The organism is Kribbella shirazensis, assembly GCF_011761605.1.
Lineage (GTDB): Bacteria > Actinomycetota > Actinomycetes > Propionibacteriales > Kribbellaceae > Kribbella > Kribbella shirazensis.
In genome coordinates this window covers 3741161-3762638 of sequence record NZ_JAASRO010000001.1, presented here as the reverse complement: position 1 = coordinate 3762638, position 21478 = coordinate 3741161, and the positions used below count along the sequence as shown (strand labels likewise).

20 protein-coding genes and 1 riboswitch are annotated in these 21478 nt (G+C 69.4%); of the genes, 6 read left to right on the top strand and 14 right to left on the bottom strand.

Annotation, left to right across the window (positions count from 1 at the left end; translation table 11 throughout):
- The first annotated feature begins 85 nt into the window (after nt 1–85).
- Together BJY22_RS18380 and BJY22_RS18375 are read left to right on the top strand one after the other, a co-directional pair.
- The gene (locus BJY22_RS18380) at nt 86–2902 is read left to right on the top strand and encodes a ribonucleoside-diphosphate reductase subunit alpha (RefSeq protein WP_337758769.1); all 2817 of its coding nucleotides are present in this window, start codon (nt 86–88) and stop codon (nt 2900–2902) included.
- Nucleotides 2899–3963: a ribonucleotide-diphosphate reductase subunit beta gene (locus BJY22_RS18375; RefSeq protein ID WP_337758768.1), complete on the top strand. Its 1065-nt coding sequence runs from the start codon at nt 2899–2901 to the stop codon at nt 3961–3963. Before BJY22_RS18380 ends, BJY22_RS18375 begins: the two co-directional genes overlap by 4 nt.
- A gap of 468 nt (nt 3964–4431) precedes the next feature.
- Here BJY22_RS18375 and BJY22_RS18370 read toward each other — a convergent pair whose 3' ends face one another.
- From BJY22_RS18370 to BJY22_RS18360, 3 genes are all read right to left on the bottom strand, one after another.
- Nucleotides 4432–4668, bottom strand: coding sequence for a hypothetical protein (locus tag BJY22_RS18370; RefSeq protein ID WP_167208388.1), 237 nt, complete (start codon nt 4666–4668; stop codon nt 4432–4434).
- Nucleotides 4665–6254 carry a citramalate synthase gene (cimA, locus tag BJY22_RS18365; RefSeq protein WP_167208386.1) on the bottom strand — a complete coding sequence of 530 codons (1590 nt, stop codon included), beginning with the start codon at nt 6252–6254 and terminating at the stop codon, nt 4665–4667. Before cimA ends, BJY22_RS18370 begins: the two co-directional genes overlap by 4 nt.
- Nucleotides 6255–6480: 226 nt before the next feature.
- Entirely contained in the window at nt 6481–6879 is a 399-nt protein-coding gene (locus BJY22_RS18360) for a hypothetical protein (RefSeq protein ID WP_167208384.1), read from the bottom strand.
- Nucleotides 6880–6983: 104 nt separating this feature from the next.
- Here BJY22_RS18360 and BJY22_RS18355 point away from each other — a divergent pair, with 104 nt between their 5' ends.
- Nucleotides 6984–7475 (top strand): hypothetical protein, encoded by a 492-nt coding sequence (locus BJY22_RS18355; RefSeq protein WP_167208382.1) that lies wholly within the window; start codon nt 6984–6986, stop codon nt 7473–7475.
- Nucleotides 7476–7523: 48 nt separating this feature from the next.
- Here BJY22_RS18355 and BJY22_RS18350 read toward each other — a convergent pair whose 3' ends face one another.
- The 3 genes from BJY22_RS18350 to BJY22_RS18340 all read right to left on the bottom strand — a co-directional run bounded on the left by BJY22_RS18350 (nt 7524) and on the right by BJY22_RS18340 (nt 9921).
- Nucleotides 7524–8615 carry a branched-chain amino acid aminotransferase gene (locus BJY22_RS18350; protein ID WP_167208380.1) on the bottom strand — a complete coding sequence of 364 codons (1092 nt, stop codon included), beginning with the start codon at nt 8613–8615 and terminating at the stop codon, nt 7524–7526.
- Nucleotides 8616–8719: 104 nt separating this feature from the next.
- Nucleotides 8720–9769: a 3-isopropylmalate dehydrogenase gene (locus BJY22_RS18345; protein WP_167208378.1), complete on the bottom strand. Its 1050-nt coding sequence runs from the start codon at nt 9767–9769 to the stop codon at nt 8720–8722.
- Entirely contained in the window at nt 9766–9921 is a 156-nt protein-coding gene (locus BJY22_RS18340) for a hypothetical protein (protein ID WP_167208376.1), read from the bottom strand. Before BJY22_RS18340 ends, BJY22_RS18345 begins: the two co-directional genes overlap by 4 nt.
- A gap of 146 nt (nt 9922–10067) precedes the next feature.
- On the opposite strand from BJY22_RS18340, the gene BJY22_RS18335 reads away from it, so the two are divergent.
- A complete protein-coding gene (locus BJY22_RS18335; RefSeq protein WP_167208374.1) occupies nt 10068–10634 on the top strand; it encodes a class I SAM-dependent methyltransferase in 567 nt (188 codons plus the stop codon).
- A 221-nt stretch (nt 10635–10855) separates the two neighbouring features.
- Here the strand turns inward: BJY22_RS18335 and serA are convergent, their stop codons facing one another.
- From serA to BJY22_RS18310, 5 genes are all read right to left on the bottom strand, one after another.
- A complete protein-coding gene (gene serA, locus BJY22_RS18330; protein WP_167208372.1) occupies nt 10856–12454 on the bottom strand; it encodes a phosphoglycerate dehydrogenase in 1599 nt (532 codons plus the stop codon).
- 116 nt (nt 12455–12570) lie between these two features.
- Nucleotides 12571–13761, bottom strand: a complete 1191-nt coding sequence (locus tag BJY22_RS18325; RefSeq protein WP_167208369.1) for a trypsin-like peptidase domain-containing protein — start codon at nt 13759–13761, stop codon at nt 12571–12573.
- 112 nt (nt 13762–13873) lie between these two features.
- Nucleotides 13874–14893 carry a ketol-acid reductoisomerase gene (ilvC, locus tag BJY22_RS18320; protein WP_167218380.1) on the bottom strand — a complete coding sequence of 340 codons (1020 nt, stop codon included), beginning with the start codon at nt 14891–14893 and terminating at the stop codon, nt 13874–13876.
- Between the two features lie 27 nt (nt 14894–14920).
- Nucleotides 14921–15556, bottom strand: coding sequence for an acetolactate synthase small subunit (gene ilvN, locus BJY22_RS18315; RefSeq protein ID WP_475418532.1), 636 nt, complete (start codon nt 15554–15556; stop codon nt 14921–14923).
- Nucleotides 15556–17304, bottom strand: coding sequence for an acetolactate synthase large subunit (locus BJY22_RS18310; protein WP_167208367.1), 1749 nt, complete (start codon nt 17302–17304; stop codon nt 15556–15558). The genes ilvN and BJY22_RS18310 overlap by 1 nt, the downstream gene beginning before the upstream one ends.
- Before the next feature lie 303 nt (nt 17305–17607).
- Between BJY22_RS18310 and BJY22_RS18305 the strand changes: the two genes are divergently transcribed.
- Nucleotides 17608–18327, top strand: a complete 720-nt coding sequence (locus BJY22_RS18305; RefSeq protein ID WP_167208365.1) for a class I SAM-dependent methyltransferase — start codon at nt 17608–17610, stop codon at nt 18325–18327.
- Between the two features lie 11 nt (nt 18328–18338).
- Nucleotides 18339–18415, top strand: a riboswitch (ZMP/ZTP riboswitch).
- 18 nt (nt 18416–18433) lie between these two features.
- Complete coding sequence (locus BJY22_RS18300; RefSeq protein WP_167208363.1) at nt 18434–19321, top strand: 5-aminoimidazole-4-carboxamide ribonucleotide transformylase; 888 nt, start codon at nt 18434–18436, stop codon at nt 19319–19321.
- A 41-nt stretch (nt 19322–19362) separates the two neighbouring features.
- Here the strand turns inward: BJY22_RS18300 and BJY22_RS18295 are convergent, their stop codons facing one another.
- From BJY22_RS18295 to BJY22_RS18285, 3 genes are all read right to left on the bottom strand, one after another.
- Nucleotides 19363–19911, bottom strand: a complete 549-nt coding sequence (locus BJY22_RS18295) for an AAA family ATPase (protein WP_167208361.1) — start codon at nt 19909–19911, stop codon at nt 19363–19365.
- Nucleotides 19912–19995: 84 nt separating this feature from the next.
- The gene (locus BJY22_RS18290) at nt 19996–20364 is read right to left on the bottom strand and encodes a ubiquitin-like small modifier protein 1 (protein ID WP_202891165.1); all 369 of its coding nucleotides are present in this window, start codon (nt 20362–20364) and stop codon (nt 19996–19998) included.
- 11 nt (nt 20365–20375) lie between these two features.
- Nucleotides 20376–21470, bottom strand: a complete 1095-nt coding sequence (locus BJY22_RS18285; RefSeq protein WP_167208360.1) for a WD40/YVTN/BNR-like repeat-containing protein — start codon at nt 21468–21470, stop codon at nt 20376–20378.
- Nucleotides 21471–21478: the final 8 nt, after the last annotated feature.

Genomic DNA, 21478 nt, shown 5'->3' with positions numbered 1-21478 from the left:
GCCTGCTCGCGTGGTCCCGGATCTCCGAACTCTTCTGGAGCGCACACCTGTGACCATTGCTTCCTCACTTGCTTCCTCACATCCCGTGGCGACCACGGACCAGCCGGCAGAGCTCACTGTCGTCCGCCGGGACGGCAGCAGTACGCCGTTCGACGCCACCAAGATCTCCGTCGCCCTGACGAAGGCGTTCCTCGCCGTCGAAGGCGCCGACGCCGGCACCACCCACCGGGTCCGCGACCTGGTGACCGACCTGACCGGCCGGGTCGTCACCGCCTTGACCAGCCGCGGTCTGAATTCCTTCTCCGGCCGCCGCAGCGTGCACGTCGAGGACATCCAGGACCAGGTCGAGCTGGCGCTGATGCGCGCCGGCGAACACCAGGTCGCCCGCGCCTACGTGCTCTACCGCGAGGAGCGGACCAAGGCCCGCACTCCCGCCGATCCGTCCGGCGTCGCCGAGAAGCCGGCGCTGACCGTCCTGGCGGCCGACGGCACCCGGTCCCCGCTCGACCTCGACCGGCTCCGCGTGGTCGTCACCGAGGCGGCCGCCGGGCTCGACGCGGTCGATCCGGACCTGATCCTCGACGCGACGCTCGGCGCCTGCTACGACGGCATCGCGCAGCACGAGGTCGAGCTCGCGCTGGTGATGGCCGCCCGGTCGTACGTCGAGACCGAGCCGCAGTACAGCTTCGCCGCCTCCCGGCTGCTACTGGACCAGATCCGCCGCGAAGCCCTCGGTCGCGTCCATGGTGAGCCGCGGCAAGCCAGCCAGGCCGACATGACCACGGCGTACGTCGACTACTTCCGGCGCTACCTCCAGGTCGGCATCGAGGCGGGGCAACTCGACCCCGAGCTAGGCCGCTTCGACCTCGACCGGCTCGCCGCCGCGATCAGGCCGGAGCGCGACCTCGACTTCACATTCCTCGGTTTGCAGACGCTGTACGACCGCTACCTGCTGCATCGCGACAAGGTGCGGTACGAGCTGCCGCAGGCGTTCTTCCTCCGGGTCGCGATGGGGATGGCGCTGCGCGAGGACGACCGTGAGGCGCGGGCTATCCAGTTCTACGAGCTGCTCAGCTCGTTCCGCTTCATGTCCTCGACGCCGACGCTGTTCAACTCCGGTACCACCCGCCCGCAGCTGTCGTCCTGCTTCCTCACCACGGTCGAGGACGACCTGTCCGGCATCTTCAGCGGCATCCGCAACAACGCGCTGCTGGCGAAGTACTCCGGCGGCCTCGGCAACGACTGGACCCCGGTCCGCGGCATCGGCGCCCACATCCGCGGCACCAACGGCGAATCCCAGGGTGTCGTCCCCTTCCTCAAAATCGCCAACGACACCGCCGTCGCAGTGAATCAGGGTGGAAAGCGCAAGGGGGCGGTGTGTGCGTATCTGGAGACGTGGCACGTCGACATCGAGGAGTTCCTGGACCTGCGGAAGAACACCGGTGACGAGCGGCGCCGGACGCACGACATGAACACGGCGAACTGGGTGCCGGACCTGTTCCTACAGCGGGTCGAGGCCGGCGGAGAGTGGACGTTGTTCTCGCCGGACGAGGTGCCCGACCTGCACGAGCTGTACGGCGCCGCGTTCGCCGACGCGTACCGCGGTTACGAAGAGGCCGCGGATCGCGGTGAGATCCGGGTGTTCAAGCGGGTCAAGGCGGTCGAGCTGTGGCGGCGGATGCTGACCGTGCTGTTCGAGACCGGCCACCCGTGGATCACGTTCAAGGACGCCTGCAACCTGCGCTCGCCGCAGCAGCACGACGGCGTGGTTCACTCGTCGAACCTGTGCACCGAGATCACCCTCAACACGACGGTCGAGGAGACAGCAGTCTGCAACCTCGGCTCGGTGAACCTGGTCGCGCATCTGACCGACGACGGCCTCGACGCCGACCTCCTCCGGGACACCGTCAAGACCGCGGTCCGGATGCTCGACAACGTCATCGACGTGAACTTCTACACGACCCCGGAGTCCGAGCGCGCGAACCAACGGCACCGGCCGGTCGGCCTCGGCCTGATGGGGTTCGCGGACGCGCTGTGCAAGCTCCGCATCCCGTACGCGTCCGACGCCGCAGTCGAGTTCGCGGACAGCTCGATGGAGCAGGTCAGCTACCACGCGATCGAGGCGTCGAGTGATCTCGCCGCCGAGCGCGGCCGCTACTCGTCGTACGACGGATCGCTGTGGAGCCAGGGTGTGTTGCCGATCGACTCACTCGACCTGCTGCGGACTGCCCGCGACGGCGACGTGATCATCGACGAGAGCCGGCGCCTGGACTGGGACGGCCTGCGCCAGAAGGTGTTGCGCGACGGCATGCGGAATTCGAACCTCATGGCGATCGCGCCGACCGCGACGATCTCCAACATCTGCGGCGTGAGCCAGTCGATCGAGCCGACGTACAGCAACCTGTTCGTGAAGTCGAACATGTCCGGCGAGTTCACCGTCGCCAACCCGTACCTCGTCGCGGACCTGAAGGCGCGCGGGCTGTGGGACCAGGTGATGGTGTCCGACCTGAAGTACCACGACGGGATCCTGGCCGGGATCGAGCGGATCCCGGCCGATCTGCGCGACCTGTACGCGACCGCGTTCGAGATCGACCCGCAGTGGCTGGTGAAGGCGGCGTCGCGGCGCCAGAAGTGGATCGACCAGGCGCAGTCGCTGAACCTCTACATGGCGAAGCCGTCCGGTCGCGCGCTCGACGAGCTGTACCGGTCGGCCTGGCGGTACGGCCTCAAGACGACGTATTACCTGCGTTCCCAGTCGGCGACCCACGTGGAGAAGTCCACCCTGCAGGGCACCGACGGCCGGTTGAACGCCGTACCCCCGTCGCTGCTGGAAGCAGCTCTCCCCGAACCAACCGGCGCGGCGTGCGCCATCGACGACCCGGACTGCGAGGCCTGCCAGTGACCACCGGACTGAGCGAGATCACCGTCGGCGCCGCGCGCGTGGAGGTCGCCGACAAGGCGATGATCAACGCCCGCGCGGACGTCAACCAGCTGCTGCCGTTGAAGTACACGTGGGCCTGGGAGAAGTACCTGGCCGCCTGCAACAACCACTGGATGCCCACCGAGGTCTCCATGCAGGCGGACATCTCACTCTGGCGGCGTCCATCAGGGGCGAAGGACGGTCTGACCGACGCCGAGCGGCTGATGCTCAAGCGCAACCTCGGCTTCTTCGCCACGGCGGAGTCCCTGGTCGCGAACAACATCGTCCTCGCGGTCTACCGCCAGCTCAGCAATCCCGAGTGCCGGCAGTATCTGCTCCGCCAGGCCTTCGAGGAGGCCGTGCACACCCACACGTTCCAGTACATCTGCACCTCGCTCGGTCTCGACGAGGGCGAGCTGTTCAACATGTACCGCGAGGTGCCGTCGATCTCCGACAAGGACGCGTGGGCGCTCAAGTACACCCAGCACCTCGAGGACCCGGACTTCCGGACCGGTACGCCGGAGACCGACACGGCGTTCCTGCGCGACCTGATCGCGTTCTATGTGGTGTTCGAGGGGATGTGGTTCTACACCGGGTTCGCGCAGATCCTGTCGCTCGGCCGGCGCAACAAGATGGTCGGCATCGCCGAGCAGTACCAGTACATCCTGCGCGACGAGTCGATCCACCTGAACTTCGGCATCGACTGCATCAACCAGATCAAGCAGGAGAACCCGCACCTGTGGACCGCCGCCTTCCAGGCGGAGGTCCGGCAGATGCTCACCGAGGCGTGCGAGCTCGAGGTCGCCTACGGCCGCGCCACCCTGCCGAACGGCATGCTCGGCCTCACCGCGGACCTCTGCGAGCAGTACATGCACTTCGTCACGGACCGCAGAGCGGAACAAATCGGCCTCAATCCGATTTTTCATGAAACGCGGAACCCCTTCGGATGGATGTCAGAGGTGATGGACCTGAAGAAGGAGAAGAACTTCTTCGAAACCCGCGTCATCGAGTACCAGTCCTCCAGCGGCCTCAGCTGGGACTGACACCGCGCTGACAGCGACCTAGACCGGAAGGCCCGCGGAGCAACTCGCCGCCCCGCGGGCCTTCCTTCCACTGCGGATCAGCCCGGATTACCGGCGTGGGCGAGGGCCGCCCAGGCGTAGAAGTAGCTGGCGTGCCGTCTCCGCGACGTGCGTCGCCACGGTGAGCCCCCAGCCGGTATAGCCGAAGTCGCGGCAGATCTCCTGAGCGAGTCCGTTCGAGCCGGAGCCGCATTCGACGACCGCGCGCGGCTTCGGGATATACGACAAGGCGGCGTACGAGCTGGCCGTCATCGTGTCGTACGCCGGGATGGGTGAAGGCGGCGCGCGGTACCGGCTAGCGGAGCTAGCGGGGCTAGCGGGGCTAGCCGGGCTAGCGGGGCTAGCGGCTGACAGTACGACGCACGTCGCGATCAGGGTCAACGTGAGGGTCAGAAGGACTGGGGGCGGTGCAGTCGGAGCAAGCTCTTGTCAGCTGACGGTGACCTCGAGGACGCCGATCACCTTGTTCAGGCGGGCGGCGACCCGGTTGGCGTCGAAACCGTTGCCCTCGACCACGACCCGGAGTTCGCCCTGGTCCAGGGACAGCGCCAGCTCGCGGACGTCGTACGGGTTGAGCAGTACGGCGACGCGCGCCAGCAGACCGTCGACCTCGACCACGCGCGCCGTGAGTACCGTGACCGCCCGTTCCACCGCGAGCAGACTCATCGCACGACCTCCTTGTGGCGCAGCAGGCCGAACGTGACCGCGTCGACCAGCGCCTCCCAGGACGCCTCGACGATGTTGTGCCCGACGCCTACCGTCACCCACGAGCCTTCGCCGTCCGTGGTCTGGATCAGGACTCTGATCACGGCGTCGGTCCCGTGCCCCTGGTCGAGGATGCGGACCTTGTAGTCGACGAGCTCGAACTTGTTCACCACCGGGTACGCGCGCTCGATCGCCGTCCGGAGCGCGTGGTCGAGCGCGTTCACCGGGCCGTTGCCCTCGCCGGTGACGATCTCCCGCTCTCCCCCGGCGACGAGCTTCACCGTCGACTCGGACACCGCCTCGCCGTCAGCGCGCGACTCCGTGATCACCCGCCACGACTCGACGTCGAAGAAGCTCGGCCGCTTGCCGTCGACCTCTTCGCTGAGCAGCAGCGAGAACGACGCGTCGGCCGCCTCGAACGTGTATCCGCGCGCCTCGAGCTCCTTCACCCGCTCGGTCACCCGGCTGACCAGCTCGCGGTCGTTGCCGAGGTCGAACCCGAGTTCACGGCCCTTCAGCTCCACGCTCGCCCGGCCGGCCATCTCCGACACCAGCATCCGCATGTCGTTGCCGACCAGCGCCGGATCCGTGTGCTGGTAGAGATCCGGGTCCACCTTGATCGCGCTGGCGTGCAGGCCGGCCTTGTGCGCGAACGCGGACAGGCCGACGTACGGCTGCCGGGCCGACGGCGGCACGTTCGTCACCTCGGCGATGGCGTGCGCGATCCGGAACGACTCGGCGAGGTTGCCCTCCGGGAGCAGCCGCATGTCCCGCTTGAGTTCGAGGTTGGCGACGACCGCCAGCAGGTCGGCGTTCCCGGTGCGCTCGCCGTACCCGTTGATCGTGCCCTGGACGTGCGTGACGCCCGCTTCGACGGCGGCGATCGAGTTCGCCACCGCGCAACCCCCGTCGTTGTGAGCGTGGATACCGAGCCGGGCACCGGTCGACTCGAGGACGTCGCGGACGACGTCCTGCAGCTCACGCGGGAGCGTCCCGCCGTTCGTGTCGCACAGGGCAACGACATCGGCGCCGGCCTCGGCCGCCACCCGTACCACCTCGAGCGCGTACGCGCGGTTCGCCCGGTACCCGTCGAAGAAGTGCTCCGTGTCGAGGAAGACCCGCTGCCCGTTCTCGCGCAGGTGGCGGACGGTGTCGGCGACCATCCGGAGGTTCTCGTCGAGGGTCGTCCGCAGCGCCCGTTCGACATGTGCGTCGTGGCTCTTGGCAACAAGCGTCACCACGCCGGCGCCGGACTCACGCAGGGCCGCGACCTGCGCGTCGTCAGCCGCCGCGGACTCCGGCTTACAGGTCGCACCGAACGCGGCGAACGTCGCGTTCCGCAGGTGCAGCTCGGTCCTGGCCCGCTCGAAGAACTCGGTGTCCTTGGGTACGGCGCCCGGCCAGCCGCCCTCGATGAAGCCGACCCCCAACTCGTCCAGGTGCTGCGCGATGGCGATCTTGTCGGCCACGGACAGCGCCAACCCCTCCTGCTGCGCGCCGTCGCGCAGAGTCGTGTCGTAGACGTGGAAATCGTCCGAGATGCTCATGGGGGTCGGCCTTCCGGAGGGGGTTTGACTGAGTCGGGAGAGGCAAACAAAAAACCTCCCGCAAGGTGCGAGAGGTCTGCGCGCTCAGGTACAACTTGCTGAGCGCGCCTAGGGAATAATCACCCGATAGTGCTTCATGACGTTTTGCAGTCTGCCACACAATGTCCGGACCATGGTGCCGACGTCTCGCATCACGAACATTCAGTACGCGAAGGGGTACTGGAGTTCAGGCGGTAAGTGACCAGCCCGGATCGTCCCAGGCGGTGTAGAAGTCCTCGCGGGTCAGCGGGCGCAGGCCCCAGTCGTCGCGGTCGAGGGCCTGGTCGGTGAGCATGCCCTCGTCGTCCTCGAGGCGCTGCCACCAGTACCGCGTGACCTCGCCGTCCTCGCCGACGCCGAGTTGCCGGACGACGACCCATTCCGCCTCGTGCCAGACCGCCTCGTAGAGCCAGTCGGTCCCGTAGTCGTCGACCGCCGCGCCGTACGTCCGCGGCGCCGTCCCGCGATCCAGGTCGCGGATCAGCTCGACGGTCGACCGGATCGCGGCGACCGTCTCCGCCGGCCACCCCCGCCGCTCGGCCAGCTCCGCGTAGTACCCCTCAACCTCGTCCGGGAAGCCGCTCATGCCGCCAGACCCTATCGAACCGAAGCGACAGAAGCCGACCAACTGTCCAACCCCTAGACCTGAAAAGATGCTGTGAGTTCGACACCGCGAGAAAGGACACACCAGTGAGCGAGGCCGACAGTCGTGACACCTCCGAGGAGGACGTTCGTACCGCGCTGTTCCGGCCCTCGGGCGCACTGAGCCGGCTGCAGTTCCGGCTGATGGGATTCGGGATCGGGCTCGCACTGCTGGTGACGCTGGCACCGACCTGGCTCACCAGACACAGCAGGTCGGTGGACGAACTCCGCCTCTACAGCGGAATCAGCCTGCTGGGCCTCACTCCGGACAGCAAGTCGCCGATGGAGGCCCTGGGCACCGTTCTCTTCCTGCTGTACCTGCTGCTGGCGCTCGGGTTCCTGCTGGTCCGGCCGGAGACCGGCGCCGCGGTTCTGATGGGCATCGCCGGGCTGGTGGTGACGATCGTCGTCGTCGCGAACGAGCCGGACGGCAGCATCCGGACCACGGTCTCCTGGACCGGCGCGCCGACGGTTGCCATCGGCCTGTGGATCCTCGCGACCGTCGTCTCGATCGTCGCCCTCAAGAAGATCCGCTCCTGACAGCAGACGGCCCGGCGCAGCGCGCCGAGCCGTCGGTGGATCGTGGGATCAGGAGATGCGGGTCATCCAGCCGTGCGGGTCGGCCGCGCGACCGTACTGGACGTCGAGGAGCGCGGTCCGGACGGCCGCGGTGACCGGGCCGCCGTTGCCGTCGCCGATCCGGGTCTCGCCGTCCTTCCACTTCAGCGAGGCGACCGGGGTGACGACCGCGGCGGTGCCGCAGGCGAACACCTCGCGGACCTTGCCGGAGGCCGCGCCCTCGCGCCACTCGTCGACCGAGACCTTGCGCTCGGTGACGTGGTACCCGAGATCCGTGACCAGCTTCAGGATGGAGTCCCGGGTGACGCCCTCGAGGATCGTGCCGGACAGCTCCGGAGTCACCACCGAGTTGTCGTCGAGGACGAAGTACAGGTTCATCCCGCCGAGCTCTTCGACCCACTTCTTCTCGACCGCGTCCAGGAACGCGACCTGGTCGCAGCCCTGCTCGATTGCCTCGGCCTGGGCGAGCAGCGACGACGCGTAGTTCCCGCCGGTCTTCGCCGCGCCGGTGCCGCCGGGGGCCGCGCGGGTGTACTCCTCGCTCAGCCAGATGCGGACCGGCTTCACGCCGTTCGCGAAGTACGACCCGGCCGGCGACGCGATCACGCAGTACGTGACGTGCGCCGACGGACGGACCCCGAGGAACGGGTCGGAGCCGAACATGAACGGCCGCAGGTAGAGCGACGTCTCACCGCCGCCCGGCACCCACGCCCTGTCGATCTCGACCAGCTTGTGCAGGGAGTCGACGAAGGCCTCCGTCGGCAGCTCCGGCAGCGCCAGCCGCCGCGCGGACCGCTGGAACCGGACCGCGTTCGCCTCCGGACGGAACAGGTGGATCGAGTCGTCGGGATGCCGGTAGGCCTTCATCCCTTCGAAGATCGTCTGGGCGTAGTGGAACACCGCGGTCGCCGGAGACAGCTCCAGCGGTCCGAAGGCGGTGATCCGTGCGTCGTGCCAGCCCTTCTCGGCCGTCCAGGTGGCGATCGCCATGTGGTCGGAGAAGTTCTGCCCGAATCCCGGGTTCGCCAGGATCTGGGCGCGCTGGTCGTCGCTGGCCGCATGGGTGGTTGGCTCAACGGTGAACTGCAACTCGGCGCTCATAGCCGCACCGTACCTCTCCACCAACTGGTCAGGCGAGCGTCCTGCGGCAGCCGGCCGGCGTACGGCGCCGCGCCGCGAGCGGCGGCGTCACACGTCGTCACGGGTCAGCCCGCCGCGCGCTTCGCGATGGCGTCACCGATCTCGGCGGTACTGCGGGCAGCGCCCGTGCGCTCCTCGATGTCCGCCTCGACGGCCGCCTCGATCGCGCGTGCCGCCTCGGTCAGCCCGAGGTGCTCGCAGAGCAGGGCCGCGGACAGGATCGCCGCGGTCGGGTCGGCCTTCTGCTGACCGGCGATGTCCGGCGCGGAGCCGTGCACCGGCTCGAACATGCTCGGCGCGCTCCGGTCCGGGTTGATGTTGCCGCTCGCGGCCAGCCCGATGCCACCGCTGATCGCGGCCGCCAGGTCGGTGATGATGTCGCCGAACAGGTTGTCGGTGACGATCACGTCGAACCGCGCCGGGTCGGTGACCAGGAAGATCGTCGCCGCGTCCACGTGCAGGTAGTCGACCGCGATCTCGGGGAACTCGGCGGCCACCGCGTCGACGGTCCGCTTCCACAGGTGGCCGGCGTGGACGAGCACGTTGTTCTTGTGCACCAGCGTGAGCTTCTTGCGCGGACGCGCCTGCGCCCGGGCGAACGCGTCCCGGACGACCCGCTCGACGCCGTACGCCGTGTTGACCGACACCTCGGTGGCGATCTCGGCCGGCGTACCGACCCGGAGCGCGCCGCCGTTGCCGACGTACGGACCCTCGGTGCCCTCGCGGACGACGACGAAGTCGACCTCGCCCGGGTTCGCCAGCGGGGAGCCGACGGACGGGTAGATCTTCGACGGCCGCAGGTTCACGTAGTGGTCGAGCGTGAACCGGAGCTTGAGCAGCAGACCGCGCTCGAGGACGCCGGACGGGACACTCGGGTCGCCGACCGCGCCGAGCAGGATCGCGTCGTGCTTGCGGATCTCCTCCAGCTCGGCGTCCGGCAGCGTCTCACCGGTGGCGTGCCAGCGCTTCGCGCCGAGGTCGTACTCGGTCCGCTCGAACGTCACGCCGTGCTGCGCCGCGACCGCGTCGAGGACCTTGAGCGCCTCGGCGGTGACCTCCGGCCCGATCCCGTCCCCCGGGACGACGGCCAGCGTGAAGTTCTTGTTGTCGCTCACTTCTTGGGTTCTCCCCCGTTGTCGCGGCGGTTCATGGCCTCTTGGACAGCCCTGACCTCGTCCCTGGCCGGACGGGCGGTACGGCGACGGCGGGTCGCCTTCCGCTCGCGGGCGTCGATCGCGGGCCAGTCGGCTGGATACATGTCGTACATGCTGCTCCTTCCCAATATGGCGTGGGCGGCAGGATGCGCACGAATTTACTCGCACGTCCGACTATTCCTCCACTATGCGGGCAGGATGTCCCGGCATGTGAGATCCGAGTGAGGCCACTGGACCGGACCTGTGCCACCCTCAGCCCGTGAGTGCTCCTCCAGAACTGCCGCCGCTGGTGTCGGCGGCCCTCAGCCTGTCCGGCCGGCGCGGATTCGTCAGCTCCACCAGGAACGAGACCGGCCGCCTGCTCGCCACCCTCGCGGCCTCGAAGACCGGGCTGCTCGGTGAGCTCGGGACCGGCTGCGGCGTCGGCTCGGCGTGGCTGCGCAGCGGCGCCGGTGAGGGTACGAACATCGTCACGGCGGAGAGCGATCCGCAGCTCGCGAAGGCGGTCGCGGAACTGTTCGCCGCCGACGAGCGGATCGAGGTCGTGTCCGCCGACTGGACGGCGCTGATCGAGCGCGGCCCGTTCGCACTGCTGTTCGTGGACGCGCGCGAGGCGAAGCTGTCCGCCCGCGACATCATCGCGGACGTGGTCGAGCCGGGCGGGTTCGTCGTCCTGGACGACTTCACGCCGTCCCCGGTCTGGCCGCCGATGTACGAGGGCCGCGTCGACACGCTGCGCCAGGAGTGGCTGATGGACAAGCGGTTCACCACCGTCGAGGTGATGGTCGCCCCGGACGCCGCCGTACTCCTCGCCACGCGCCACTAGCGCCTCGCAGCACGCCGATTTGGCTGGCTGACCCAGGAGATTGGGGGTTGTGCACCTGAATTCAGGGTGCAGAACCCACCGTTTGGCTGGTCGACCCATCAAATCGGGGGCGAAGCGGGCGGGAAACGAGAGCGGGCCCGGGCTATTGAGCCCGGGCCCTTGTCAGCCGCCATGCGCCTGCGGGCGGCTGACCGCCTTCAGTAAAGCAGTCGTTGGGTTGACTAGGCCTCGAGATCGACGGTGCGGGCCGTGTCGGCCTGGACGGCGGCGCTGATGTCGTCGAGGACGGCCGGGGCGATGGCCGAGTCGACCGACAGCGCGACCAGGGCCTTGCCGCCCTTGCGGTCGCGGCTGACCTGCATGCCGGCGATGTTCACGTCGGCGTCGCCGAGGATGCGGCCGACCTGGCCGACGATGCCCGGACGGTCCTCGTAGGTGAGGAACGCCAGGTGCGCGGCGAGCTCGATCTCGACGTCGAACCCGTCGATCTCGACCAGCCGCTCCGACTGCCGGACGCCGACCAGCGTGCCCGACACGGACACCTGGGCGCCGTCGGCGAGCGTGCCGCGCAGGGTGATCAGGTTGCGGTGCTCGGGGCTGTCGTGGTCGGTGACGAGCCGGACCTCGAGGCCCCGCTCGGCCGCCAGCAGCGGCGCGTTCACGTACGAGACGTTGTCCTCGACCACATCGGCGAAGACACCCTTGAGCGCCGCGAGCTCGAGAACCTTCACGTCGTACTGCGTGATCTCGCCGCGGACCTCGACGTCGAGCTGCTGCGCGACGCCACCGGCCAGCGCGGTGAAGATCCGGCCGAGCTTCTCGGTCAGCTGGATGCCGGGGCGGACGTCCTCCGCGATCACACCGCCCTGGACGTTGACCGCGTCCGGGACCAGCTCGCCCGACAGTGCGAGCCGGACCGACTTGGCCACCGCGATACCGGCCTTCTCCTGCGCCTCGTCGGTGGAGGCGCCGAGGTGCGGCGTGACGACGACGTTCTCGAACTCGAACAGCGGCGAGTCGGTGCACGGCTCGGACGCGAACACGTCCAGCCCGGCGCCGGCCACCCGGCCCTCCTTGAGCGCGCTGTACAGCGCCTGCTCGTCGACGATGCCGCCGCGGGCCGCGTTCACGATGATGACCTCGGGCTTGACCTTGTGCAGCTGCTCGTCGCCGATCAGGCCGATGGTCTCCGGGGTCTTCGGCAGGTGCACCGAGATGAAGTCACTGGAGGCCAGCAGCTCGTCCAGGGTCGCGAGCCGGACGCCCATCTGCGCGGCCCGGCCGGCCTGCACGTAGGGGTCGTAGGCGATCACGTTCATGCCGAAGGCGGCCAGCCGCTGCGCGACCAGGACGCCGATCTTGCCGAGGCCGACGATGCCGACGGTCTTCTCGAACAGCTCGACACCGGAGTACTTGCTGCGCTTCCACTCGCCCTTCTTCAGCGACTCGTTCGCGGCCGGGACGCGGCGCGCGGAGGCGAGCAGCAGGGCGACCGCGAGCTCGGCGGCGCTGGTGATGTTGGAGGTCGGGGCGTTCACGACCATCACACCGGCCTGGGTGGCCGCCTTGACGTCCACGTTGTCCAGGCCGACACCGGCGCGGGCGACGACCTTCAGCTTCTTCGCGGCGGCCAGCGCCTCGGCGTCGACCTTGGTGGCGCTGCGGATCAGGATGGCGTCGACGTCGGCGATGGCCGGCAGCAGCTCGGCGCGGTCGGCGCCGTTGGTCTGCCGGATCTCGAAGTCGGGGCCGAGCGCCTCGACCGTGGCCGGGCTGAGCTCTTCGGCGATCAGGACGACGGGCCGGTTTACGTCAGTCATGGAGGAATCTCCTGCAGAAGCGGTAGGGGCTCATCAAGAACAGAGCACCGCGCTGTGCCCGCTGACTCGATGGTACCCCGTCCGCCATCCGGCGCGTGCGGGGACCCGCATGGCGGTCAGTCGGTGTCACAGCTGACCGGATCCGACATCTGGGTGGCCTTCTCGATCACCAGTTTGCCGTTCTCGCGGACCAGTTGGTACCGAAGGTCCAGCCGGTTGCAGTTCCGGCCGGCGGCGCCCTGTGCGGTGGGTGCGAACAGTACGTTGAACGACACTCGCGCGTACGACGCGTCCGGACCCACGTCGGTGAGCTCCGGGTTGAAGAAGTACGAGGTCAGATGGCTCCTGCGGTCCCGGTCCTCGGTCAAGGACCTGGCCAGCCCCTTCGAGTACAGCGACTGCAGCGCGCGGAAGTCCTTCTGGTTCTCCAGGGTGAGGTAGTTGCCGAGCAGCCGCTGGGCCTCGACCGCCGGTGCTGTGCCGGCGACCTGCAGCTGCGGGACGATCGCGGCCTGCGGACCACGTGACTGCTCGCAACTCCCGCCCGCCGCGACGGTGAGGCCCGTCGGCGCCGGAGCGAGGTACCCGCGGAGCTTGCCGAGGCCGACGATCGTGCTCGCCTGGACGGTGTCGCCGACGACCACGCCGACGAGTCCGCCGGACTTGTCGACGACGGGACCGCCCAGCTTGGCGGCGTTCATGAACTGGCTCAACGGCTCCGGGTCGGCTGCCGAGCCGACCGCGTTGACGACCTGCTTGCCCGCTGCCGTGTGGCCGACCAGCGCCCGCTCCGCCATCGGGTCGGGATCCGTCGGCGGTACGGACAGCGGCGTCTCGTCGAACCCGATCGCCTGCAGGACGGCGACTCCGTCCGGGCTGGTGGCGAGCAGGTTCGCCCGCCGGATCCGCCCGTCCGGCGCCACGATCACGATCGACTTCGGCTGCTCGACCGCGGACGTCGCGGTCAGTACCCGGCCGCCCTCGACCAGCACCCCGGACGCCTCGCCGCTGCCGGCGCACGTCGTGGCCAGCACGCGGACGACGGCCGGACCGACGGTCTGCAGTACGTCGGCGGTGTCGATGCGCAGGCTCTGCTGCCGGACGAACCAGCCCGCGCCGGCGCCGCCCGCCACGATCACCGCCAGGACGAGGACCCCGGCCAGGAACCGGCCGAAGATCCACGGCTGCCGCGGCTGCGGCTCGGACGGGTGCGCAGGCCGGCTCGGGGCCTCCAACTGGGTGAGCGTCCCGGCATCGGCCGGGACCCGCCGAGGCGGTCGCGGCAGCCCGTTCCTGCCGTCCTCCACGACCTGCTCACCTCCCCCACTCACCGATCCGGTCCAGACTCGTCACACATTGTGTCAAACACAAGGGCCCGGACCATCCACCTGGATGGTCCGGGCCCTGAGTGCTGGTTCGTCAGCGGGCCGCGGTGCCCTCGACGTAGTCCTCGTCGTGGGACTTGACCCACGCCATCAGGCCGCGCAGTTCCTTGCCGACGGCCTCGATCGGGTGCGACTCGCTCTGCTTGCGGAACTCGGCGAACTCCGGCGCGCCGGCGTCCTGGTCGGCGATGAAGCGGGCCGCGAAGGTGCCGTCGGTGATGTCCGCGAGCACCTCCTTCATCCGCGCCTTCACCGACGCGTCGATGATCCGCGGGCCGGACACGTAGTCGCCGTACTCGGCGGTGTCGGAGACCGACCAGCGCTGCTTGGCGATGCCGCCTTCGTAGATCAGGTCGACGATCAGCTTGAGCTCGTGCAGGCACTCGAAGTAGGCGACCTCGGGCTGGTACCCGGCCTCGGTCAGCGTCTCGAAGCCGGCCTGGATCAGCGCCGACACGCCACCGCAGAGGACGGCCTGCTCACCGAACAGGTCGGTCTCGGTCTCCTCGGTGAAGGTGGTCTTGATACCGCCGGCCCGCAGGCCGCCGATGCCCTTGGCGTACGAGAGCGCCAGGTCCCACGCCTTGCCGGTCGCGTCCTGCTCGACCGCTACCAGCACCGGTACGCCGCGACCCTCGGAGTACTCGCGGCGGACCAGGTGGCCCGGGCCCTTCGGGGCGACCATGAACACGTCCACACCCGCCGGCGGCTTGATGTAGCCGAACCGGATGTTGAAGCCGTGCCCGAAGACCAGCGCGTCGCCGTCGACCAGGTTCGGCTCGATGGCCTCCGTGTAGAGCTTGCGCTGCGCCGGGTCCGGAGCGAGCACGACGATCACGTCGGCCTCCTCGCAGGCCTCGGCCGGCGTGACGACCCGCAGGCCCTGTGCCTCGGCCTTGGCGCGGCTCTTCGAGCCCTCCGGCAGACCGACCCGGACGTCGACGCCGGAGTCGCGCAGCGAGAGCGCGTGGGCGTGGCCCTGGGAGCCGTAGCCGAGGACGGCCACGTGCCGGCCCTGGATCACCGACAGGTCGGCGTTGTCGTCGTAGAACATTTCAGCAGCCACTTCGGGCACTTCTCCTTAGTTTTGATTCGGTACGGCGGCGGCGGTACGGCCCGGCGGCGGCGCCGGTACCGGGTGCGGGCGCTCGGCGGGTCGCGCCTGAACGTTCGGCGGTCCGGACTGCACGTGCGGCGGCGGCACCGGGACCGGGCGCAGCGTGCGGTCGGAGATGGAGCGGCTGCCGCGGCCGATCGCCACCATGCCGGACTGCACCAGCTCGCGGACGCCGAAGGGTTCCAGCACCCGGAGCATGGCTTCGAGTTTCTCGGGATTGCCGGTCGCCTCGATCGTGATCGCGTCCGGTGCCACGTCCACCACCTTCGCACGGAAGAGCTGGACGGTCTCCAGCACCTGTCCGCGGGTCAGGGTGTCCGCCTTGACCTTGACCAGCAGCAGTTCGCGCTGAACCGTCTGGCTGGGCTCGAGCTCGACGATCTTGATCACGTTCACGAGCTTGTTGAGCTGCTTGGTGATCTGCTCGAGAGGCTGTTCGTCCACGCTGACCGCGATGGTCATCCGGGACACCTCGGGATGCTCGGTCGGACCGACCGCGAGGGAGTCGATGTTGAACCCGCGGCGCGAGATCAACGCGGCCACCCGGGCCAGCACACCGTGCTTGTTCTCGACCAGGATGCTCAGTGTGTGCTTGGACATCACATTTCCTCGCTGTCCCACGTCGGGGCCATGTCGCGGGCGATCTGGATCTCGTCGTTGCTGACGCCGGCGGCGACCATCGGCCACACCATCGCGTCCCGGTGCACGACGAAGTCGACCACGACCGGCGCGTCGGTGACCGTCATCGCCTTCTCGATGGTGGCGTCGACCGAGTCCTTGTCCGTGCAGCGCAGCCCGACACCGCCCATCGCCTCGGCCAGCTTGGCGAAGTCCGGGATCCGGGCCGAGTGCAGGTCGGTGTTGGAGTAGCGCTTGTCGTAGAACAGCGTCTGCCACTGCCGGACCATGCCCAGCGACTGGTTGTTGATCACGGCGACCTTGATCGGGATGCCCTCGAGCGCGCAGGTGACGAGCTCCTGGTTGGTCATCTGGAAGCAGCCGTCGCCGTCGATCGCCCACACGGTCTTGTCCGGGCGCGCGACCTTGGCGCCCATCGCGGCCGGCACGGCGTACCCCATGGTGCCGAGGCCACCGGAGTTCAGCCAGTGGCCGGGCTTCTCGAACGGCAGGAAGTGCGCGGACCACATCTGGTGCTGGCCGACGCCCGCGGTGTACACGGCGTCCGGTCCGGCGATCTGGCCGATCCGCTGGATCACGTGCTGCGGCGACAGCGTGCCGTCCTCGGGCTCGTCGTACCCCAGCGGGTACCGGGCGCGGACACCTTCGAGCTGCTTGCGCCAGGCCTCGTACGACGGGGTGCGGCCAGAGTTCCCGATCTCGGTCTTCAGGGCCGCGATCAGGTCGGAGATGACCTCCTTGCAGTCGCCCACGATCGGCACGTCGGCCGCCCGGTTCTTGCCGATCTCCGCCGGGTCGATGTCGGCGTGGATGACCTTCGCCTCCGGCGCGAACGAGTCGAGCCGCCCGGTCACGCGGTCGTCGAAGCGGGCGCCGAGCGTGATCAGCAGGTCGGAGCGCTGCAGGGCGCCGACCGCCGAGACCGAGCCGTGCATGCCCGGCATGCCGAAGTGCAGCTCGTGCGTGTCCGGGAGTGCGCCGCGGGCCATCAGGGTCGTGACGACCGGGATGCCGAGCAGTTCGGCCAGCTCCTTCAGCTCGGCGTGGGCGTGGGCGCGGATCACGCCGCCGCCGACGTACAGCACCGGCTTCTCGGCGGCGACGATCAGCCGGGCCGCCTCGCGCACCTGCTTGGGGTGCGGGCGGGTCACCGGCCGGTAGCCGGGCAGCGAGAGCTCGGTCGGCCACTGGAAGTCGACCAGCGCCTGCATCGCGTCCTTGGTCACGTCGACCAGCACCGGGCCGGGCCGGCCGGTCGAAGCGATGTGGAACGCCTCGGCGATCGTGGTGGCGATGTCGTTCGGGTCGTTCACCAGGAAGTTGTGCTTGGTGATCGGCATCGTGATGCCGCGGATGTCCGCCTCCTGGAAGGCGTCCGTGCCGATCGCGGCACTCGCGACCTGGCCGGTGATCGCCACCAGCGGCACCGAGTCCATGTACGCGTCGGCGATCGGGGTCACCAGGTTGGTCGCGCCCGGGCCGGAGGTCGCCATACAGACGCCGACCTTGCCGGACGCCGCGGCGTAGCCCTGGGCGGCGTGGCCGGCCCCCTGCTCGTGACGTACCAGGATGTGGCGGATCTGGGTCGAGTCGAGCATCGGGTCGTACGCCGGGAGGATCGCGCCACCCGGGATACCGAAGACGGTGTCGACTCCGGCATGTTCCAGTGCGCGGATCAGAGCCTGTGCCCCGGTCAGCTGCTCACTCATGAGTGCGCCTTCCCTCAGTCAGTCACGATGTACGCTTCGCGACCGATCCATCCTCGCTCGTGGCCGTTCCCGCCGCACTACTGGGTCGCAGATAGTCGCATTGGCAACAAAAAACCCCCTCCGCCGGGTTGGGCTGAAGGGGGCGCGCTCGACTCTGTGGTCGCGTCAGTCGGCGCGCCGCACAAGTACGAGGAGAATCGATCGCATGTAGGCATTATTCGCCGACAACCGGCGACCGGGTCAAGTTCGGGCCACCCGTGTCTCATTTTTTGAGACGGCCGTCTTAGAACTACTGTTGCTCAGATGACTGACGATCCGTACGGCGACGAGCGACTGGTGGAGCTCTACGACCTGGACAACCCGGCCGGCGAGGACCACGAGTACTACCGGGCGCTGGCCGAGGGGGCCCGCAAGGTCGTGGACTTCGGCTGCGGGACCGGCCTGCTCACGCGCTCGCTGGTCGCGCCGGGGCGGGTCGTGATCGGCGTCGACCCGAGCCCGACGATGCTCGGCTACGCGCGCAGCCGGCCCGGCGCCGACGCGGTCACCTGGCTCGACGGGGACCACCGATCGGTCGATCCCACCGGTGACGTCGACCTCGTGGTCAGCAGCGGCAACACGATGATGCACGTCGCGGAGCACGCGGCAGCGGTCGGCGCGGTGGCCGCCGCGGTGCGTCCCGGCGGGGTGTTCGCGTTCGAGTCGCGCAACCCGGCGGCCCGTGCGTGGGAGCAGTGGACGAGCGAGGCGACGTACGGGGAACGGGACACGGTGGCCGGGCACCTGAAGGAGTGGCTCGAGCTGATCGAGATCGCGGACGGGCGGGTGGTGTTCGACGCGCACAACGTCTTCCCGGACGGGCACGACGCGGTCTACCGCAACGTCCTGTACTTCCGGTCCGCGGACGAGATCACGGCCGAGCTCACGCGGGCCGGGTTCTCCGAAGTGGTCGTCGACGGTGGTTGGCAGGGCCAACCGTTGACGGACGAGTCCCGGCTGCTGGTCGTGCGCGCCACCAAGTAGGTGTGCAGGTAGGCTGGCGCCGCGACTGGCGAGGGTGGATCACCACCGGGGAGCACACAGCAAGGCGTCGTCCGCCTGGGCGCCTCCGATTTAGTCGGAGGTCGCGATGCGTCTGCGGTACGGCATGAATCCTCACCAACAGGCCACGATCACCCCGCTCGGCCGCCCGCCGTTCGCGGTGGTTTCGGGCGGGCCGTCGTACATCAACATCCTCGATGCGCTGACCGGTTGGCAGCTCGTGCGCGAGGCGGCGCGGAGGTTCGGCGTGCCGGCCTCGGCGTCGTACAAGCATGTGTCGCCCGCGGGGGCCGCGCTGGGCGAGACGGTGGCGGACGCTTACGCCCGGGCGCGGGACGCCGATCCGAAGTCGTCGTACGGCGACTTCGTGGCGGTCTCGCATCCGGTGGACCTGGAGCTGGCCGGATTGCTGAAGCGGGTCGTGTCGGACGGGATCATCGCGCCCGGGTACGACGACGGCGTGGTCGACGTGCTGGCGGCGAAGAAGCGGGCGACGTACCTGGTGCTCGAGGCGGACGCGGAGTTCGAGCCGCCGGCGGAGGAGGTTCGCGAGGTGTACGGCGTGCGGCTGACGCAGCAGCGGGACGCCTTGCCGATGCCGCACGACCTCCCGGACGACGCCGTGCTCGGGATGATCGTGGCCCGTTACACGCAGTCGAACACGGTCGTGATGGTGAAGGACGGCATGACGATCGGGGTCGGCGCCGGGCAGCAGTCGCGGGTGGACTGTACGCGGCTGGCGGGCGAGAAAGCGCGGCTGTGGTGGTCACGCCGGTCGAGCGAACCGCTGACCGGCGTGACGATGGTCTCCGACGGCGCGCTGCCGTTCGCCGACAACGTCGAGGAGGCCCAGCGGTACGGCGTGACACACATCGCCGAGCCGGGCGGTTCGATCCGATCCCCCGAGGTCGCCGCCGCCTGCGCGAAGGCCGGTATCACCTGGTCCGCAACCGGCCTCCGCCTATTCAGACACTGAAGTCAGCGCCAACGGCCGGTGCTGACGGGTGGCGCTGCGAGTCAGGCGCTCGGTGCGTTGAGCAGGTAGTGGCCGGAGGCAACGGCTTTGCGGACTTCGGCGGCGGTTTGCTCGGGGTCGAGCCGGGTGGTGTCGATCGCGTGGGGCTCGAGCGGGCCGAGGTCCGCGAAGGCCCCGTGCAACCCGGTGAGGGCGTCCGCGTCGGTCAGTTCGGACGCGGGACGGTCCTGGCCGCGCCGCAACGTCGTTCCGAGATCGGGCCGCAGTACGACGTACGACATCGTCCACTCCCCCGCCGCCGCGGCCTTGCGGAACGGCTCCAGGAACCACGGCCCGATGATGCCGTCGACCACCACGTCGTACCCGCCGCGCGCGTAGACAGTGACCGTGGCGACGATCGCGTCGACGACCACCTCGTTCTGGCGCTGGGCGCCGGGCAGGTACGGCGCGACGAACCCGGTCCGGATGCCGCGGTAGAACTCGTCGGTCGTCACGTGCATCGTCGGACGCAGCGCGCCGGTGGCGACGAGTCGGGCCACGGTCGTCTTGCCCGAGCCGGACGGGCCGGTCAGGAGGAGGACGTTGCTCATCCGCCCGACGGTAGCGGCGGCCGCAACCTCTTTTCAGCCGCCGCCCTCCCGCAAACTGCACGAGGAGCCGCCCCAACCTCTCCCTCAGCCGCCGGCGACGCTCGGTAGGACGAGGAGCTCGTCGCCGTCGGCGAGTTCGGTCTGCAGGCCGGAGAGGTCGCGGATGTTGTCGTTGCCGAGGTAGATGTTCACGTGCCGCCGGACCGCGCCCTGCTCGTCGGTCAGGCGGCGGCGCAGCGCCGGGTGCTGCCCTTCGAGCGCGGCGAAGACCGAGGTGACGGTCGGTGGACCGTCGACCTCGACCTCCACCCGTTCGGCACCACCGGCGAACGGCCGCAGCACGGTCGGCAACCGGACCGCGACCGTCACGCTCCCCGCCGCCGCACTCCCCGCCGTCGCACTTCCCGCCGTGCTTCCGGTCGTCCCTGGCCCCGTCCTGTCTGGTTCCGTCATTCCGGTCTCCGTCATCCCACGACCGCGGCGCGCACCGTCAGGACGTCGGGCAGGTGGCTCGCGACCTCGACCCAGGTGTCGCCGGCGTCGGCGCTCGCGTAGGCGCAGCCGTCCCGCGTGCCGACGTACACACCGGCCGGATCGGCGGTGTCGGTGGTCATGGCGTCCCGGAGCACCGGCGCGTAGGACACGTCGGGCAGGCCCGCGGACAGCGGCTCCCAGGTGTCGCCGGCGTCCCGCGACCGGAAGACCCGGCACTGTGCGTCGGTGGGGATCCGGTTCGCGTCGGCGACCAGCGGGAACACGTACACGGTCTCGGGCTCGTGCGGGTGCACCACGATCGGGAACCCGAAGTCGGACGGCAGGCCGTCCGCGATCGACTTCCAGACCGCGCCGCCGTCGTCCGACCGGTACACGCCGTGGTGGTTCTGCGCGAACATCCGCTCGGGTGCGTCGGGGTGTGCGGTCAGCTTGTGGACGCATTGCCCGAACTCCGGGAACGGATCCGGGAAGAACTTGGCCTGGATGCCCTTGTTCGCCGGGGACCACGTCGTACCGCCGTCGGCGGTCTGGTAGACGCCGCCGGTGGACATCGCCACACTCACCCGCGCGGGATCGGTCGAGTGCGGCACGACGGTGTGGATGGCCGCGCCGCCGAAGCCGGCGCCCCATTCGGACCGGTGCGGGTGGTCCCACAGCCCGCGGACCAGCTCGAACGTCACGCCGCCGTCGGTCGACTTCCACAGCGCCTGCGGCTCGGACCCGGCGTAGACGACACCCGGCTGGCCGGCGGGGCCCGGCTGGATCTGCCAGACGCGCTCGAGCGAGGCCTCGGCGTCGGCCGGGAACCCGATCGAGCCTTCCGGCGGCTCGGCCCAGGTCTTGCCCAGATCGTCGGAGTGGAACACGGCCGGACCCCAGTGTTCGCTCGTGCCGCCCACGAACAGGCGGGGCTGGTCACCACGGGTGTCGATGCCCACGGCGTACACGCCCTGCATCTCGAACTCCGGCACCGGCCCGTCGAGCCGCCAGTCCTTACGGGCAGCGTCGCTCCGGCCGATCCAGAGCCCCTTCTTGGTGCCGATCAGCAGTACGGTCTCGGACATCGTCGTCC

Excerpts from the sequence above, each read along its gene's own strand:
- BJY22_RS18370 (WP_167208388.1), bottom strand. The coding sequence starts at position 4,668 with ATGAGTCTGCTCGCGGTGGAACGGGCGGTCACGGTACTCACGGCGCGC.
- cimA (WP_167208386.1), bottom strand. The coding sequence starts at position 6,254 with ATGAGCATCTCGGACGATTTCCACGTCTACGACACGACTCTGCGCGAC.
- BJY22_RS18360 (WP_167208384.1), bottom strand. The coding sequence starts at position 6,879 with ATGAGCGGCTTCCCGGACGAGGTTGAGGGGTACTACGCGGAGCTGGCC.
- BJY22_RS18350 (WP_167208380.1), bottom strand. The coding sequence starts at position 8,615 with ATGAGCGCCGAGTTGCAGTTCACCGTTGAGCCAACCACCCATGCGGCC.
- BJY22_RS18340 (WP_167208376.1), bottom strand. The coding sequence starts at position 9,921 with ATGTACGACATGTATCCAGCCGACTGGCCCGCGATCGACGCCCGCGAG.
- serA (WP_167208372.1), bottom strand. The coding sequence starts at position 12,454 with ATGACTGACGTAAACCGGCCCGTCGTCCTGATCGCCGAAGAGCTCAGC.
- ilvC (WP_167218380.1), bottom strand. The coding sequence starts at position 14,893 with ATGTTCTACGACGACAACGCCGACCTGTCGGTGATCCAGGGCCGGCAC.
- ilvN (WP_475418532.1), bottom strand. The coding sequence starts at position 15,556 with ATGTCCAAGCACACACTGAGCATCCTGGTCGAGAACAAGCACGGTGTG.
- BJY22_RS18310 (WP_167208367.1), bottom strand. The coding sequence starts at position 17,304 with ATGAGTGAGCAGCTGACCGGGGCACAGGCTCTGATCCGCGCACTGGAA.
- BJY22_RS18305 (WP_167208365.1), top strand. The coding sequence starts at position 17,608 with ATGACTGACGATCCGTACGGCGACGAGCGACTGGTGGAGCTCTACGAC.
- BJY22_RS18300 (WP_167208363.1), top strand. The coding sequence starts at position 18,434 with ATGCGTCTGCGGTACGGCATGAATCCTCACCAACAGGCCACGATCACC.
- BJY22_RS18295 (WP_167208361.1), bottom strand. The coding sequence starts at position 19,911 with ATGAGCAACGTCCTCCTCCTGACCGGCCCGTCCGGCTCGGGCAAGACG.
- BJY22_RS18290 (WP_202891165.1), bottom strand. The coding sequence starts at position 20,364 with ATGACGGAACCAGACAGGACGGGGCCAGGGACGACCGGAAGCACGGCG.
- BJY22_RS18285 (WP_167208360.1), bottom strand. The coding sequence starts at position 21,470 with ATGTCCGAGACCGTACTGCTGATCGGCACCAAGAAGGGGCTCTGGATC.